This window comes from Denitrobaculum tricleocarpae, assembly GCF_007004665.1.
Taxonomy (GTDB): domain Bacteria; phylum Pseudomonadota; class Alphaproteobacteria; order Kiloniellales; family Kiloniellaceae; genus Denitrobaculum; species Denitrobaculum tricleocarpae.
Window position 1 is genome coordinate 750,807 of record NZ_ML660052.1, and the last position, 16,570, is coordinate 767,376.

General features: G+C 56.1%; 12 protein-coding genes. 9 read left to right on the forward strand and 3 right to left on the reverse strand.

Annotation, left to right across the window (positions count from 1 at the left end):
• The first annotated feature begins 10 nt into the window (after nt 1-10).
• From pseB to pseC, 4 genes are all read left to right on the forward strand, one after another.
• Nucleotides 11-1,012: a UDP-N-acetylglucosamine 4,6-dehydratase (inverting) gene (gene pseB, locus FKG95_RS03370; protein WP_142894880.1), complete on the forward strand. Its 1,002-nt coding sequence runs from the start codon at nt 11-13 to the stop codon at nt 1,010-1,012.
• Between the two features lie 333 nt (nt 1,013-1,345).
• A complete protein-coding gene (locus tag FKG95_RS03375; RefSeq protein ID WP_142894881.1) occupies nt 1,346-1,675 on the forward strand; it encodes a class I SAM-dependent methyltransferase in 330 nt (109 codons plus the stop codon).
• A 195-nt stretch (nt 1,676-1,870) separates the two neighbouring features.
• Entirely contained in the window at nt 1,871-2,944 is a 1,074-nt protein-coding gene (locus FKG95_RS03380) for a hypothetical protein (protein ID WP_142894882.1), read from the forward strand.
• Between the two features lie 516 nt (nt 2,945-3,460).
• Nucleotides 3,461-4,663, forward strand: coding sequence for a UDP-4-amino-4,6-dideoxy-N-acetyl-beta-L-altrosamine transaminase (pseC, locus tag FKG95_RS03385; protein ID WP_142894883.1), 1,203 nt, complete (start codon nt 3,461-3,463; stop codon nt 4,661-4,663).
• Between the two features lie 271 nt (nt 4,664-4,934).
• On the opposite strand, the gene FKG95_RS03390 is transcribed toward pseC, so the two are convergent.
• On the reverse strand, nt 4,935-5,726 hold the full coding sequence (locus FKG95_RS03390; protein ID WP_142894884.1) for a class I SAM-dependent methyltransferase: 792 nt from the start codon (nt 5,724-5,726) through the stop codon (nt 4,935-4,937).
• Nucleotides 5,727-6,140: 414 nt separating this feature from the next.
• Between FKG95_RS03390 and FKG95_RS03395 the strand changes: the two genes are divergently transcribed.
• Complete coding sequence (locus FKG95_RS03395) at nt 6,141-6,521, forward strand: DegT/DnrJ/EryC1/StrS family aminotransferase (protein ID WP_281281424.1); 381 nt, start codon at nt 6,141-6,143, stop codon at nt 6,519-6,521.
• A 271-nt stretch (nt 6,522-6,792) separates the two neighbouring features.
• Here FKG95_RS03395 and FKG95_RS03400 read toward each other — a convergent pair whose 3' ends face one another.
• Entirely contained in the window at nt 6,793-7,584 is a 792-nt protein-coding gene (locus FKG95_RS03400; protein WP_142894884.1) for a class I SAM-dependent methyltransferase, read from the reverse strand.
• A 328-nt stretch (nt 7,585-7,912) separates the two neighbouring features.
• On the opposite strand from FKG95_RS03400, the gene FKG95_RS03405 reads away from it, so the two are divergent.
• The 4 genes from FKG95_RS03405 to FKG95_RS03420 all read left to right on the forward strand — a co-directional run bounded on the left by FKG95_RS03405 (nt 7,913) and on the right by FKG95_RS03420 (nt 15,375).
• The gene (locus tag FKG95_RS03405) at nt 7,913-8,944 is read left to right on the forward strand and encodes a hypothetical protein (RefSeq protein WP_142894886.1); all 1,032 of its coding nucleotides are present in this window, start codon (nt 7,913-7,915) and stop codon (nt 8,942-8,944) included.
• A gap of 225 nt (nt 8,945-9,169) precedes the next feature.
• Nucleotides 9,170-10,357, forward strand: coding sequence for a glycosyltransferase (locus tag FKG95_RS03410; protein WP_142894887.1), 1,188 nt, complete (start codon nt 9,170-9,172; stop codon nt 10,355-10,357).
• A 554-nt stretch (nt 10,358-10,911) separates the two neighbouring features.
• Nucleotides 10,912-13,161 carry a glycosyltransferase gene (locus FKG95_RS03415; RefSeq protein WP_179953908.1) on the forward strand — a complete coding sequence of 750 codons (2,250 nt, stop codon included), beginning with the start codon at nt 10,912-10,914 and terminating at the stop codon, nt 13,159-13,161.
• A 438-nt stretch (nt 13,162-13,599) separates the two neighbouring features.
• Entirely contained in the window at nt 13,600-15,375 is a 1,776-nt protein-coding gene (locus FKG95_RS03420; protein WP_142894889.1) for an SLC13 family permease, read from the forward strand.
• 22 nt (nt 15,376-15,397) lie between these two features.
• Here the strand turns inward: FKG95_RS03420 and FKG95_RS03425 are convergent, their stop codons facing one another.
• Nucleotides 15,398-16,504, reverse strand: coding sequence for a fatty acid desaturase (locus tag FKG95_RS03425; RefSeq protein WP_142894890.1), 1,107 nt, complete (start codon nt 16,502-16,504; stop codon nt 15,398-15,400).
• Nucleotides 16,505-16,570: the final 66 nt, after the last annotated feature.

Consider the following 16,570-nt stretch of genomic DNA (forward strand, 5'->3'; position numbering starts at 1 on the left):
AAACTTAAATATGTTCAACGAGCGCAGTATTCTCATCACCGGTGGAACGGGATCGTTTGGAAGAAGATTGATCCGAACCCTGCTTGAACGCCATGATCCCAAAAAAATCATAGTCTTTTCACGGGACGAACTTAAACAGTTCGATTTGCAGCAGGAGATAGGTGAAGAGCCGCGTTTGCGGTATTTCCTCGGCGATGTCCGCGATAAGGAGCGGCTTGTTCAAGCCATGCGGGGTGTGGATATTGTCGTGCATGCTGCAGCGCTGAAGCAGGTACCTGCCGCAGAATACAATCCACATGAATGCATTAAAACGAACATCCATGGTGCTGAGAACGTCATAACTGCGGCTTTGGCCAATGATGTGAAGAAAGTGATCGCGTTGTCGACCGACAAAGCCGCAAACCCGATCAATCTCTATGGTGCGACCAAGTTGGCGTCAGACAAACTCTTTGTCGCCGCAAATAACATCGCCGGGGGTCATGAGACGGTCTTCTCTGTGGTGCGGTATGGCAATGTCGTGGGCTCCCGAGGGTCGGTTGTTCCCTATTTTCGGAAACTCCTGCGCGAGGGTGCAACGGAAATTCCGATCACTGATCCGCGCATGACACGCTTCTGGATTACCCTCGATGAAGGTGTGGCGTTCGTTATTCGAAGTTTCGAGCGTATGCGAGGAGGAGAAATTTTCGTACCGAAGATACCTTCTGTCAGAATCACCGATTTGGCGGAGGCGATGGCACCTGGTCTGCCGCACAAGTGTATTGGTATCCGCCCAGGTGAAAAGCTGCATGAGACCATGTGTCCGGCGGACGATTCGCATTTAACGCTGCGGTTCCACGATCACTACGTGATCCGCCCTGCGATTCGCTTTCACAGCCGGGACAATGACTTTAAAACGAATCAGCTTAACGAGCAGGGTATGCCGGTGGAGGAAGAGTTCGCGTACAACTCGAGTAACAATCCGAAATTTCTCTCGGTGGAAGAACTGCGCGCTTTAGATAAAACGGTGGTATAGGCGACTTGTGATTTCTCGCGGCAGCTGAAGCGACGAGCCGGCGGTGCCAGGATCAAGTCGCTTTTTGAATGTTGATACCGGACGTTCAAACGACTCAAAAGTTTGCTGAGTGCTGCGCTTTATATTGGGTCAGCCGAGCAGCGAAACCAATGCGGACAGAGGTCTAAAAGAACGATCTGCGGTGCTGGAGAAGCGGCTCAATCTGCATGATCTTGAGCCGGTTTAAAGGGTACAACGTGACTGAAAACTGGTTCGAACTATAGATGTGTTGCCCTAAAAACTTGAATAGGCGTGCCTGCGTGTGCTGAAGATTGGCGCAATCGACCGGATGGTATGAAAACGCTCGACAGTATCAGAAAGGGATATGGTGACCTCGAGTCCATCCTGGAGGTCGGAGCCAATGTCGGCATAAATCTTCGAGCATTGAGTAACCTGTGCAATGCCGAACTGACCGCTGTTGAGCCCAATGATCAAGTACGCGAGAAGTTGGTGCGTGCCGGGGTTGTTTCTGCAGAAAGAGCTGTCGCCGCCACTGGCGAATCGCTGCCCGCAGCATCAGAAACCTGGCCAGGATCAGCCTGGAAGACCTTGCCGCGACTGGAAAGAGGCGGTCGGTTCCAATCGGTTACGAAGCTGTCCAGGCTCGTGATGACGCGTTGTTGATCCGGGGCTTCAGGTGGTTGACGGCGACTTTCGACAGAGCGGAATCTGACTTTTCCCGATATGGACTATGGGATTTGTTTTGCTGGGTAGCCTTCTGCATGCGGACAAAAGAACCTGGACCTTTGCAAGGCTGCATGCCTTTCTGCGAAGAGCCTGAGGATTGAAACGACCGGAGCAGTGGGTGAGAATACGCGCATGTTGATTGTTCACATCGGCCTGGGAAAGACTGCGACAACAACGCTGCAGCGCTCGGTGTTTCCAAAGTTAAAGGATATTGTAGCGGATCTCTCCTACAACAAACCCGAGGTCATGTACCTTTGCCGGAAACACCATCTGTATGGCCTGAGCGCGGACGAGAATTCCCGGCTGAGGGCTCTTCTGAGTGAAGCGGAAACAACGCTGATCAGCGACGAAAGTCTGGTCAACTGGAACCCACGGCTTTGGGAGAAAGCGGCGAATCGCAATCTCGAACTCTTTGGGCCTGACGCGCGGATCGTGATCACGATCCGCAAGCCATTGGAATATCTGACATCTGTTTATCAGCAGATGGTGCATCAGGGAAATGTCAAAGACGCCGCCGAGTTTTTTGTCGCTTCGCAAACCTACGACAGGCTGGAGCCGGTCACGCAAGGTATGAGACTTGAGTATTTTGATGTGGATGCATTTTCCCTGGAGCGACTGCATGAAGTCTATAAATCAAGGTTTCGTCATGTTACCGTTGTTCCCTTGTCAAAAATATCGGAGTTCAGTTTTTTAGCAGAGCCACTCCATTTGTCGGGCGGTTCCGTTAGTGAGCTGCGGCGCCAGTTCGAAACGGCCCCGCGCGTGAATGTGGCGTACTCCAGCTTGGCGATGAAACTAACGTTTGCGCGGGAGCGCATCTTCGGGGTCTTTGGGGCTAAAACGGCAGGATCAAACGATCGGGCAGGATATTTCTGGTGCCGACACTATTTTGGCGACGAAAAGCCAGGCCAAAAAAAAACTGCGGTTTTGTACCGGGACCTGCCTTTCAGTCAAAAGCTGGCCCAGTTTCCCGCGCGCGTCTTTGGCAGGATGGGCTGGCGCCGGTTTGACCTGACTTGGCGGAGCTTCATGCAGAAAGTCGTCAACAACTACCTGCCGTACCGAAAGTACGCCTTGCCAGCCGATGTCCCGATCCCTGAAGCTGTCCTGCGCGCGAATGAAAACTACTTTAAAACCTGCGAGAGCGGTTCGGAGCGGGCAGAAACGGCCTCGCGCACTGCGCAGCCAGTGGCTGCGGCAGACTGAAGGTCACGGCGAGATTTTTTCCTGGCTTGATCGGGCGTTTCCCGGAGCGATGAACCGAGCGAAATCCTGACCCTATCGGAGCGCTTCACCGTTGACTCCCGATCGCCTAGTGTGGTGGGCCTGAAGTTCGTATCATTTATGATCGCTTTTGCGGTTTTCTGAGCAGGAAGCGTCTCGCTGGCGATGCCGAAGCATCGGCGAGCGGCGGTGACGCCCTTCAGAGAACCGCAAAAGCGACCTTTCCGGCGCCTTTGCAAGTCCCGCGGATGTCGTTGCGAGGACCTTGTGATGCTCCACATCACTGCAGTCCCCGCGCCTAACCGCGTAACAGGCAAAGACGTCATAAAGGACACGAACTTCAGGCCCACCACACTAGCGGTCCGGCAAGGTTCAATCGACTTGCGTTCTTTCCTGACCGGGCGCATTGAATTAGCATCTTGAGCGTGTTCAGCCGGCTCACCGGAGTCATCGCAGCGCAGCGGCGGGTCCCCGCCGCAGTTGAGGAGTAGTAGCACCATGATTCCCTATGGCCGCCAGACGATTGACGAAGACGACATCGCGGCTGTCGCCGAGGTTTTGCGGGGGGATTTTCTGACCGGGGGGCCCGCAGTCGGGCGCTTTGAAGCAGCGCTGGCCGAGACCGTACAGGCGCCCCATGCGGTGGCTTGTGCAAATGGAACGGCGGCGCTTCATCTCGCCGTTCTGGCGCTTGACCTGGGGCCTGGCGATATCGTGGTGGTTCCCTCTGTCACCTTCTTGGCGAGTGCCAACGTCGTCAGGTTCGTCGGGGCGAATGTCCTCTTCGCGGACGTCGATCCCGACAGTGGCTTGCTCACCGCCGGCACGCTGCGCGAGGCCCTGACCCGGGCGGAGGATCCACGCCGGGTTCGCGCAGCCATACCTGTGCATCTCAACGGTCAATCCTGCGACATGGAGGAGATTTCATCCCTCGCCGCAGAGTACGGTTTTGCTGTGATTGAAGATGCCTGCCATGCATTGGGTGGTGCCCACACAGCCGGCGGAGAACGAGCGCTGGTGGGGTCTGCGTCCCTGTCGAAGATGGCGTGTTTTTCCTTCCACCCAGTCAAGGCCGTCGCCATGGGCGAGGGAGGGGCGGTCACGACCCGCGATTCCGAGTTGGCCGGCCGCTTAGCGCGACTTCGCAGTCATGGTATGACGCGCGACCCGGGTGCATTCCTGCAGCAGGATGAGGCCCGGGACCCCGGGGGACAGACCAATCCCTGGTATTACGAGATGGCCGAGCCCGGCTTCAACTATCGGGCCTGCGACATGCAGTGCGCGCTCGGAGAGAGCCAGTTGCGCAAGCTGGGGGCATTCCTCGCCCGGCGCCGGGCTCTGGCGGCGCGTTATGACTCGTTGCTGGCTTCGTTGGCAAATGTGGTTAAACCCGTCCCGCGTCTGAGCTCAATGGACGATGGATGGCATCTCTATCCTGTGCTGATTGATTTCCAGGCCTTGGGTCTGTCTCGGGCAGACGTCATGATGCGTCTTAGGGACGCAGGTGTCGGCACGCAGGTCCACTATATTCCGGTTCATAGACAACCTTACTACCGAGCGCTTTACCCGGGGCTCAGCCTGCCGGGGGCCGATGCCTATTACGAACGTTGTCTTTCCCTGCCACTGTTTCCGGCGATGAATGACAATGATGTCGATACCGTCGTCAACGCGCTCGCCGGCATCCTGACCGACGCAGCCTGATGCAAGCCGTCATTGTACAGGCGCGATGCCGCGCTGGGCAAGGCGCGCTGGACTTTGGGTTATCCGGAGGACCTGACTTTCTTCCGCGCCCTTTTTAACCTTCTCCCCGCCGGCAACCGGGATTGGCGGGCTGCTCTCGCGGTTGTTCGCGCTCATCCGGAGGTCCGCGGGTTGAATGGATCGCGCCATCAAAGATAGAACGCGGGGTCTTCACTCTGTTTTTTTTTCGGAACGCCGCGTTTGTCGTTTCAGGACCTGGTGCTCTGTTGCTCTACGGTTTGCGCAGAATGCCCTGGTACTTTCCTTGATCAGCCACAACGATGGGAGTAATGCCAATCTGCTCGCAGAATTGTCGAAAGCCGTCATTATCGCCGATGTCGTCCGATATCAAGAGACCACCTGAACGGAGGGCTTTCCATAGATGATCATAGCCCCACAGCCGGCCCGGAACCGATTTATCGGAATCGTAGTGAGCGAAGTCAATAGAGCCAGAGGCACGCGTGGCCTGAGGCAAGCCTTCGCGGTCCGCGCAGCGATAAATGTGCCAATTGCTGCGAAGATCAGACGGAACAACACAACCGACCCAGTTGTCGCTTCGGAGTTTGAAGTACGGCAGATCGACGCTGAAGAGCTGGCCCTGACGCTTCTGCAATGAGAGGAGAACGGCAAGACTGGACCAGCCATAAGCGACGCCGGTTTCAATCCCGCGCGCCGCTTCCAGGCCTTCGGTCAATGAGTACAGAAGGGTTAAGTTGCCGGCGCCCCCCATTTTTATCGGGCAGTTCTCTTCGGCCCGCTTTGCACCATTGAAGACGTCCGGGTAGACATCTGCCGGATTGACGACATCGATGTTTAACTCGGCAAGGGCCTCGTCTGTTGAGACGGCTAATTGATTACACCAGCCCGATCCGTCGGAAGGCCTGTCCGGCGGGATATACTTTCCAAAACGCTTCATTATGCGCGGTCGGAGCTCGCGGCGCCATATTTCCGGCCAAACAGCGGTTTTTGTCAGGTAGGGATGATATGTCTGGAGAAAATAATTTGCGAAACTGAGGTATTTCATCACGTCCAACGTTAGCCGAATCTCGCGGAACAACGGCAGTGTTTAGGTGCTTTCGGCGCGTATGACGGCGACGTTTAGCAGACGCAAGGAACCCGTACAAGAGAGCAAGTGCGCGAAGCTGCCGCTCTCTGAATTTGGAATGGGTATAATCGCCGCTCAATTCAAACAAATTTCCTTGACGTTTGTGGTTCCAACGGTCAGTTAAGCCTCGTCTTCTGATCGGCAAAAACGTGTTTCTTTTCTTAACATGGAAGTGTGTATTGCCTGCTGTCCTGGTTGCTTGAGAGGGCGTTGGGTGTCGTGACGTAATGAGCTTGGAGTCGTTTGATTGGTGTTTAGGCGCGGTGAACTAAAGCGGTTTTTCAGCTACTTAAGTCTGGTTGTTTCGTCAAGCCTTGCCTGTCGCGGTATCGGATCGCCCGGCGCCGGGCTCTGGCGGCGCGGTATGACTCGTTGCTGGCTTCGTTGGCAAATGTGGTTAAGCCTGTCCCGCGTCTGAGCTCAGCGGACGATGGGTGGCATCTCTATCCTGTACTGATTGATTTCCAGGCCTTGGGTCTGTCTCGGGCAGACGTCATGATGCGTCTTAGGGACGCAGGTGTCGGCACGCAGGTCCACTATATTCCGGTTCATAGACAACCTTACTACCGAGCGCTTTACCCGGGGCTCAGCCTGCCGGGGGCCGATGCCTATTACGAACGTTGTCTTTCCCTGCCACTGTTTCCGGCGATGAATGACAATGATGTCGATACCGTCGTCAACGCGCTCGCCGGCATCCTGACCGACGCAGCCTGATGCAAGCCGTCATTGTACAGGCGCGATGCCGCGCTGGGCAAGGCGCGCTGGACTTTGGGTTATCCGGAGGACCTGACTTTCTTCCGCGCCCTTTTTAACCTTCTCCCCGCCGGCAACCGGGATTGGCGGGCTGCTCTCGCGGTTGTTCGCGCTCATCCGGAGGTCCGCGGGTTGAATGGATCGCGCCATCAAAGATAGAACGCGGGGTCTTCACTCTGTTTTTTTTTCGGAACGCCGCGTTTGTCGTTTCAGGACCTGGTGCTCTGTTGCTCTACGGTTTGCGCAGAATGCCCTGGTACTTTCCTTGATCAGCCACAACGATGGGAGTAATGCCAATCTGCTCGCAGAATTGTCGAAAGCCGTCATTATCGCCGATGTCGTCCGATATCAAGAGACCACCTGAACGGAGGGCTTTCCATAGATGATCATAGCCCCACAGCCGGCCCGGAACCGATTTATCGGAATCGTAGTGAGCGAAGTCAATAGAGCCAGAGGCACGCGTGGCCTGAGGCAAGCCTTCGCGGTCCGCGCAGCGATAAATGTGCCAATTGCTGCGAAGATCAGACGGAACAACACAACCGACCCAGTTGTCGCTTCGGAGTTTGAAGTACGGCAGATCGACGCTGAAGAGCTGGCCCTGACGCTTCTGCAATGAGAGGAGAACGGCAAGACTGGACCAGCCATAAGCGACGCCGGTTTCAATCCCGCGCGCCGCTTCCAGGCCTTCGGTCAATGAGTACAGAAGGGTTAAGTTGCCGGCGCCCCCCATTTTTATCGGGCAGTTCTCTTCGGCCCGCTTTGCACCATTGAAGACGTCCGGGTAGACATCTGCCGGATTGACGACATCGATGTTTAACTCGGCAAGGGCCTCGTCTGTTGAGACGGCTAATTGATTACACCAGCCCGATCCGTCGGAAGGCCTGTCCGGCGGGATATACTTTCCAAAACGCTTCATTATGCGCGGTCGGAGCTCGCGGCGCCATATTTCCGGCCAAACAGCGGTTTTTGTCAGGTAGGGATGATATGTCTGGAGAAAATAATTTGCGAAACTGAGGTATTTCATCACGTCCAACGTTAGCCGAATCTCGCGGAACAACGGCAGTGTTTAGGTGCTTTCGGCGCGTATGACGGCGACGTTTAGCAGACGCAAGGAACCCGTACAAGAGAGCAAGTGCGCGAAGCTGCCGCTCTCTGAATTTGGAATGGGTATAATCGCCGCTCAATTCAAACAAATTTCCTTGACGTTTGTGGTTCCAACGGTCAGTTAAGCCTCGTCTTCTGATCGGCAAAAACGTGTTTCTTTTCTTAACATGGAAGTGTGTATTGCCTGCTGTCCTGGTTGCTTGAGAGGGCGTTGGGTGTCGTGACGTAATGAGCTTGGAGTCGTTTGATTGGTGTTTAGGCGCGGTGAACTAAAGCGGTTTTTCAGCTACTTAAGTCTGGTTGTTTCGTCAAGCCTTGCCTGTCGCGGTATCGGATCGCCCGGCGCCGGGCGCCTGCTCACGCTCTTTCATTACCTCGATCGCGAAGATCAGCCGGTGTTTCTGTCCAATACGATCAGTGCGCTGAAGCAGCTTCGCCTGGAAAAGAGGTACAGGAAGAAAGGCATAATAAAGTCGATTGAGAACTGTATCAATCGAAATAGTGATCGCGTTTTTATTTTGGGTAGCGGACCAAGTATAAACGATCTTTCTGAGGGTGACTTCGAACATATTTCAAAGAGTGACTCCTGGGGGTTTAATTCCTGGTTCGTTCATGAATTTGTGCCGAGTGTGTATTTTACTCAAATCGAGCAGGATAAGAGACGCGGTGCCGACATCTTGGAAATAATGGACAATATTTTTTACAAAGTATCCGGGCGATATAAAAATGCCAAAATTGTAATCAAGGGAGGGGATTTATATCACGGTCGTGATTTTGCGCATACCGAGTCGTTCAGGAAGTTCGAGAAAGTCGACGGCGCGATGATCTCGGTCTTGCCCACTCTTCTTGTCCCCGACGGGGTCCATGATGATCCTGATGGTCTTTTTAGTGGGTTGCGCAGAGCCGGATTGCTCAGCCATGGCTCCGGAGTATGCTTGCCCGTGCCGCAGGTCAGGAGCACGGTGGGCCTCCTAATCGCGCTTGCTGTCCAAATGGGATACAAGGAGGTTGTCCTTTGCGGTATCGATGGTAAAAGCGATGAACACTTTTTCGATGACGAAAAATACTTGAGTGTTTTTCCTGAGTTGAGTGCGTTTCGTAAGTACTATGTAAATGAAACTCATCCACATAACGTTCCCGGGAAGAAGGGGGTTTCTCCTCTTGACTACACCGTGTTGATGGCTGACTTCTGCAAAAAGTCTTTCGGTGTCGAGGTGACGAATGCCAGCGCTCACAGTCTACTCGCGGGGAAACTGCCCCAGTACGTATTCCAAGAGTAACTTGGTGTTCTGTGGAGCGGATCAGTCTTTGCTCTGTTTGGAGTGCCGTAGTCGCGGGCCGCTGTTGAAGGCGGTCAGCAGGTCCTCTCATCGGCTGGATCTGGTAGTGAGAACGAATACTCGTCTGCGTTCCTGAGCAAGCTGGATTCTGTGTGTCGGATGGTTCAGGGGTGGTGCCAAGTCTGACGGTCAGGCAAAAATTTTAATCAATCCGGAGAAGGACAAATGTCCCGTCACATACTTCTGCTTGTTGACACCTATGTCACTGAAGGCAATTCGCCGCGCGGTGCGAAGTTTCGCGTACACCTGAGAGCCTTTCGTGAGCGCGGTCTGCATGTCGGTCTCGTAGCTTTTATGCAACGGGACTACAGTTTGCTCGACTGTTTGCGGCACGGTGGCTTCATTTGGGAAGAGAATGAATTTGGCGCTCCGATTGTCCGGGACTGCACCTTTTATGCTCTACCGGAACGCCGGCCGATTTGGCGAACAAAGTATGACGCGAGCGGTCCTATGGGATTGCGCAGCTTAAAATACTATATCCGCCGGCACGGCCGGCCTGATCTTATCCATGCTCACGGCTCGCAATGGAGTGGTGTCGCTGCAAACGCAGTTCTGAACTCACTGGGGATTCCCTACGTTGTGACGGAACACATGACCAATTATGCAAGGGGAGTCGTGGAAGAGGCTCACTTGCCGACAATGCGTAAGGTCTTTTCCGAAGCCCGGATGCGTCTGCCAATCGGTGAAAGCACCGGGCAACTGCTGGAAGACATGTTTGGTGACGATTTCCGCCCCTGGCGGGTTATACCGAATATGATTGACGACCAGCTTTTCCCTGCGCGGACAGGCCGCACTTCCCCAACCGGAACGCCGTTCGTATTCATTTCCGTGGGGCGTTTTGATCGAATCAAGGGTTTTGACGTTCTTCTCGAGGCCTTTGCGGCAGGGTTCAAGGGACGACCGGTCAATCTGCGTATCGGTGGAGGAGGTCAATTAGAGTCAGAGCTTCATGCTCTTTGCGAAGGTCTGGGGATCGGCAAGCAAGTTGAGTTCCTGGGACAACTTAGCCGGGAACGCGTTTCCGAAGAGTTGAGGCGCGCCGACGCTTACGTTTTGGCGAGCCGGCATGAAACCTTCGGTATTCCCGTTGTAGAGGCGCATGCGTCGGGTTTGCCTGTGGTGGCGACGACATGCGGGGTACATGAAAAACTGATAGATGACAGTAACGGCATCTGGGTTGAACCAAGCAACGTGAGCGCTTTGACAGAGGGGATGGAGCTTATGCTTCAAAAGCATGCTGATTTCGACCTTGACGGCATTCGTGCGCGCTGTCTGGCGAACTATGCGCCGCACGCCGTGCTCGACCAACTTGAAGAGATTTACGACAAGGCACTGAGCTCTGCCGGATCGTGATGCAGGCCGGATCGTGATGTAGGCCGGTGCGAGGTTTAGTCGCAAGCGAGCCAGACCTGCCAAATCCACTTTTTTCTGTGGTGGAGAATCTTGCCGGCACCGCTGGAGGAAGAACAGCTTTCCCCTGAAGTAGATCCGGTTTTATGTCGTTACGGGTTCCCTCCAGTGGGACGGTTCGAGTCTCTCGAGTGAGGATACCTGCCTAACGAGAAGTATCCAGTTGTAAGCGAGGGTGAAATGCTCTATCTGCCCCGGAAGACTATCCATGGAGATGTTTTGTACCTTCTGTATCCGGAAACGCTTGAGGATCAATCTGGCTCAGATATCCGCAACTTGGTTCATTTAGACCTCGTTGCCGGGTTCGATGAGCATCCGGATCCCGCCTATGCCAAGACTACGAGCTTCCGAGACCGAGCGTTCACAGGGGAGCAAATGGGGCCGGCGCAGGTCATTCTGTTTTCCGAGTGTTCAAGATACCTTGCGAGGTGCCGGGCGTTTCAAAGAAGACCTGGAAGGCTGCAGAGCAAGGTTGCAGATTGGCCGGGTGTGTTTCAGTGACTGACAGCGCTCCTTCACGTATAGGTTTTCCTTTTGTTGGCGACACGATCGGCGGCAGCCAAGTCTCGGTATTGTTGCTGATTGGTGCACTGGATCGCACCCGGTTCGAGCCGGTTATCGTACTTCACGAGGAAGGCCATTTTGCTGAGTACCTGACTGCACGCAATATAGACTATGTTTTGGCTCCTCGGATCCCATTGGTGGTCGGAGGTGGTCTGTTAATCCGGCTTCGGGCCATGCTGAAGTGCTCAGGTCGTCTCGCTGCTTTTTTACGCGAACAAAAAATTGACATCGTGCACACCAACGACGCGCGCATGCACTTGACCTGGGTGCTTGCGGCCCGGCGGGCAGGCGCGAAATTCGTTTGGCATCAGCGGACGCGGCTTAGGTTGGCGAATTCGGTGTATTTCACATTGCTGGCGCACCGTGTATTTGCCGTATCGGAGTTCATTCGAGGTGGTTACTCAAACTTGCTTCGGCCGAAAGTGCGCACGCTTTTAGATCCTGTTGTCCTGGAAACCAGCGTGCCTGCGCGTGACATTGCGAAAAAGCGGCTTTGTGAAGAACTATCGGTTCCAGAGCATACCAGGCTCATCGCTTTTGTTGGAAATCTGCGGGATCAGAAGCGTCCAATGGTCTGTGTCGAGGCCGCAAGCGCGCTTAAACAAAGGTATGGCGAGGACGTGCTGTGTCTGTTCTTTGGAGAAGAAAGGATGCCGACCGCGCAAAGGGTGCAGGAGCGTATTGCTGAACTGGACCTCTCGAAGACCTGCCGGCTGATGGGGAGCAGGTTTCCGATTGAGCCGCTGCTTGCAGGTTGCGATCTTCTCATGGCACCGGCGGTTTATGAAGGCTTTGGCCGTGTGTTGATCGAGGCTATGTTGGTGGGGACACCGGTCATTGCAAGCTCGGACGGCGGTCATCTGGAAATCGTTGATCACGGGTTAAACGGACTGCTGGTTCCAGTCGATGATTCCTCAGCATTTGCGGCGTCGGCCATTGATCTGCTTGAGGATCCGGTTCGCGCAAACGCCCTGGCAAAGGCCGCGAGAGATCCTGCGTTCAAAAGACACTCACTGAAGCGCCACGCCGAAATTGTTCAAAACTGCTATGCAAGTATGCTCCCTTTCGTGGGGTCGGATCGTCTGGAACCTGACATCACGATGTTTTTGTACGATTTAGGGGGCGGGGGTGCTCAAAGGGTCGCAGTGAATTTGATCACAGCCTGGATCGAAAAAGGCCGGCGTGTCCAACTCATTACCTGGTTACCCGAGGAGAGTGATTTTTATGTCCTGCCGTCAGAGGTTCAACGAGTCGTTATTGGCCCAAAACCATTAGACTCAGGCCGGTTGGCGGCCCATCTCTTCAATGTCAAGGCGGTCTTCAGGATTCGTCAGCATCTGCGCAGACATAAGCCAAGAGCTGTCGTTTCCTTCATAACCGTGACGAACATCTTTGTGATTCTGGCGTCGCTCGGCCTTAAATGCCGAATCATTGTGTCCGAGCGAAATGACCCTACGCGCCAGAAAGCCGGCATCTTTATCAGAAATCTGCGCCGGTTACTCTATCGTTTCGCCAGCGTTGTCACCGCCAACAGCGTGAATGCAGTTGAAGCTATGACGGGCTACGTGCCCCGCTCAAAGCTGGCGGCGGTACGCAATCCGGTCGTTATCACCGACCCGGTTCCAGACTCTGAGCGTTTGCCCGTGGTTCTGAGTGTCGGACGGCTGGTTCCACAGAAGAATCATCGCTTGATCATTGCCGCGCTGGCATGGCTTGGCGCGAAGTCCCAGGGCTGGAAGCTGGAAATCCTCGGCGCGGGGCCCGAACATGATGCGCTCACGAAACAGGCCCAATCCGGCGGTATGGCGGACCAGGTGAACCTGCCCGGACTGGTTGAGGACCCGAACCCGCATTACCGGGCTGCCGGGATTTTCGTCCTGAGTTCATTTTATGAGGGCACGCCAAACGTGTTACTCGAAGCCATGGCGTACGGTTTGCCCTGTATCGTTTCAGACTCGCTGCTGGGCGCGCTCGAGTACGTAGAAGATCACGAGTCCGGATTGGTCTTTCGCTCGGACGACGCGGAGCATCTGGGGGAGTGCTTGCAGCTGCTTATTGAGCAACCTGCGTTACGGGAGCGGTTGGGTAAGGAGGCGCGACGGCGAATGCAGGACTATTCGGTGGAAATCGTCTCCGCGCAATGGGACAGCTTGCTGTTTCCGTCGCCTGATGCGCAGCCATAAGCCGCGGGAGTCTGAGAGCCGTTTCCTGTTTGACGTTTGCCGAAAACGTTAAGAACTATATTTCTGCGATAAAAAGCCTGAAGTGCGTCGTTTTGGCCTCTCCTCTCACGCCTTACCTCACAGGAGATGCTCGGTTCTACTTCGAAGGGGAAGGGCGTGAATCCAATGTCGAAATCCTTATTGAACACTTTAAAAGCACTCTTGATCGCCTGATTGAGAATAACGTGCTTCCGGCTGCTTCTCATTCACTGTTATCGAATGGAAAGCATGCCGTGGATTGCAGTGCGCGAAGTTGCAGGTCGAAGGATTGGTTTTTTTAAGAAATTTTTTTACTATGAAGTATATTGTAGTGATCTGATTTACTTGAAAAATACATACTTGAATCATCGGAAAAGCTGCGCCCAAGGTTCTCAAGATTAAACGACGACAGGACAGCATGTGACCACAGACCAAATCGTTCTATTCGCCCTGCTTTTCGCGGTCTTCGGGCTGCTGCTGTGGGGCCGCTATCGTTATGACCTGGTGGCCTTCGCGGCGCTGGTCGTCGCGGTGGTGACGGGCAGCGTCCCCACCGAGGACGCTTTCTCCGGCTTCGGCCATCCTGCCGTTGTGATTATCGCCCTGGTCCTGATCGTCAGCCGTGGGCTCGTGCTCTCCGGCGCCATCGATCTGATCACGCGTTATCTCATCGATGGCAGCCGCAAGCTCTCAAGCCATATCGCGGTCATGAGCGGCCTGGGCGCTTTTTTCTCCGCCTTTATGAACAACGTGGGCGCGCTGGCTCTCCTGATGCCGGTCGAGCTGCAGGCCAGTGCCAAAGCCAAGCGCTCGCCGGCCTTGACCCTCATGCCGCTGTCCTTCGCGACGATTCTGGGCGGGCTGGTTACCCTGATCGGGACACCCCCCAACATCATCATCGCAGCCTTCAGGGAGAAATCCCTGGGCGAGAGCTACTCCATGTTCGATTTCGCGCCGGTCGGCCTGGCCTGCGCGGTGGCCGGTGTTGCCTTCGTCGCCCTCGTCGGCTGGCGCCTGCTTCCGGGCGAGCGCGGCAAACACGACACTGCCCAGGAACTGATGGACCTGCAGGGCTATATCGCGGAAATCAAGGTGCCGGAAGCGTCACCGGCCGTTGGCCGCAAGGTTTCCGACCTGGATGAAGAGGCCGCGGACTGCGACGCCCACATCGTGGGTCTGGTGCGCCGGGGTAAGCGGCTGCCGGGCACGGGACGGCGGGAGGAGATTTCAGCCGGTGACATCCTGGTGGTGGAGGCCGGTCCGGAGGCGATCGACAAACTGGTGGGGAGCCTGAAGCTGGAATATGCCGGCAGCGAGCGGCGCGCCAGGGTGGACGAAGGCGATCAGAAGCTGATGGAAGTCGTGGTGCCGCGCCACGCCCGGATCGATGGCCGGTCTGCGCTGGACGTGAACCTGCTCTACCGGCATGGCATTACGCTTCTGGGGGTTTCGCGCAGCGGCAAGCGGTTCCGGGAACGCCTGCGGAAACTGGTGATCTCCGCGGGCGATGTTCTGCTGCTGCTGGGACCCGCCGAGCGTCTGCCGGAAGTGGCGAGCTGGCTCGGGACCCTGCCTTTGGCGGAACGCGGTCTGGAGGTGATCCAACGGGATAAGGCGGCTATGGCCGCCGGGCTTTTCGCCGTGGCGATCATTCTGGCAAGCCTGGGCGTCATCTATCTGCCGGTCGCCCTGGCCGGAGTGGTGATCGGTTACGTTTTGCTCAAGATCATGCCCCTGCGGCAAATCTACGATTTCGTGGAATGGCCGGTCATTGTTTTGCTGGCCTGTCTCATTCCCATCGGTCAGGCGCTGGAGGCCAGCGGCGGCACGGCCCTAATCGCGAACGGTATCGTCGCGATTTCGGCGGGCTGGTCCCCGGCGGTGGTTCTGACCCTGCTCATGATCGTGACCATGACCCTGTCCGATGTTCTGAACAACACCGCGACGACGGTGATCGCGGCACCGATTGCCATCGATATCGCCGAGCGGCTGGGGGTCAGTGCCGACCCTTTCCTGATGGCGGTTGCCGTGGCCGCGAGCTGCGCCTTCCTGACACCCATCGGGCATAAGAACAACACACTCGTTATGGGCCCCGGGGGTTACGCCTTCGGCGACTACTGGCGCATGGGCCTGCCCCTGGAGATCCTGATCGTCGCGGTCGCGGTGCCGGTGATCCTGGTCGTCTGGCCTTTCTGAGCGCTGATCAGATCGGGCAGCTTCAGGCAGCGCTCACCGGCTTCAGAGCGGTGGCTTCCAAAGTCGCGGACTCCAGAGTAACGGGCTCCAAAGTGGTGTTGGGCCGCAGTGTCCGGGCAGCCGCCGGAGCAGGCGCCGCCACCTTCGGCGCGCGGGCGGTAAGCGCGCGGCCAAAGGGATGCCGGACATGTTCTTTCGGCCAGAGCATGTACCGCAGCATGATTTCACCGTAGCCGCTGAAGCGATAGCCGCCGTTGGCGGTCAGGAGCTCGCTTCGGCGGGCTTTGAATCTCGCGGGCAGTTGATACCAGGGCAGCGCGGGCTCTGCGTGGTGCAGTGCGTGCAGGTTGTTGTTCAGGAACAGCAGCGCCATGGGCCCGCGCGATTCGACGATCACGCTGCGCTGCTCCACATCCGGATGCGCCCGGTGTTCGGCAAAGGAGCGGACCAGGGAGAGCGAGACTGCTGGATAGACAAAGAGCACGAGATAGGTTGTGAGCGGGATCTGGCAAACCGCCACCACCCAACAGAGAACGGCAACGCAGGAGAGCGCATGAAGCCCCCAGGTGCCTAAATTCCGTCCGTCACCCCGGATCAGCTGCAGCGCTTCGTTCTTGTAGAGCCGCCATATACAGATGGCCGGCCCGAACAGCAAACGGCCCAGGAAGCTATTGTTGACCAGATAGAGGATCCGCGCGGCGCGGCCGGCTTCGGCCCACTGCCGGGGCGTGAGATAATAGGACTCGGGGTCTTCCAGAGGATCGGTCAAGCGGGCATCGCAATGATGCTTCAAATGGGCGCTGCGGTAGAGGCCGTAAGGAATCCAGAGCCAGAGGCTGGGGAAGACAAAGGCTTCGTTCACTCTGCGCCAGGCGGTCGGATGTCCGTGGGTGACCTCGTGCTGCAGAGATCCGTGCCAGGCGATCAGATAGATGCCGATGGCGGCCCCGAGCCACCAGGGCAGGCTGTGGTAGTGCCAAGTGAGCAGGCCGAAACCGCCGTAAATGATGAAGCCGAGGCCGAGAGTGGGCCATTCGATCGCCGTTTTCCGGCGGGCTTGCATTGTCGTCTGAGCTTTAGCGCGCTCCTGCCGGGGAGCCGTTTTAGCTGTGTCTGTTACGCCGGGCATGGAGTTCCTTTTGTTGTCTTTGCGTCTTTTTCCCGTTGCTTTTTTGTCGTTACGGCCCAGCCGTGG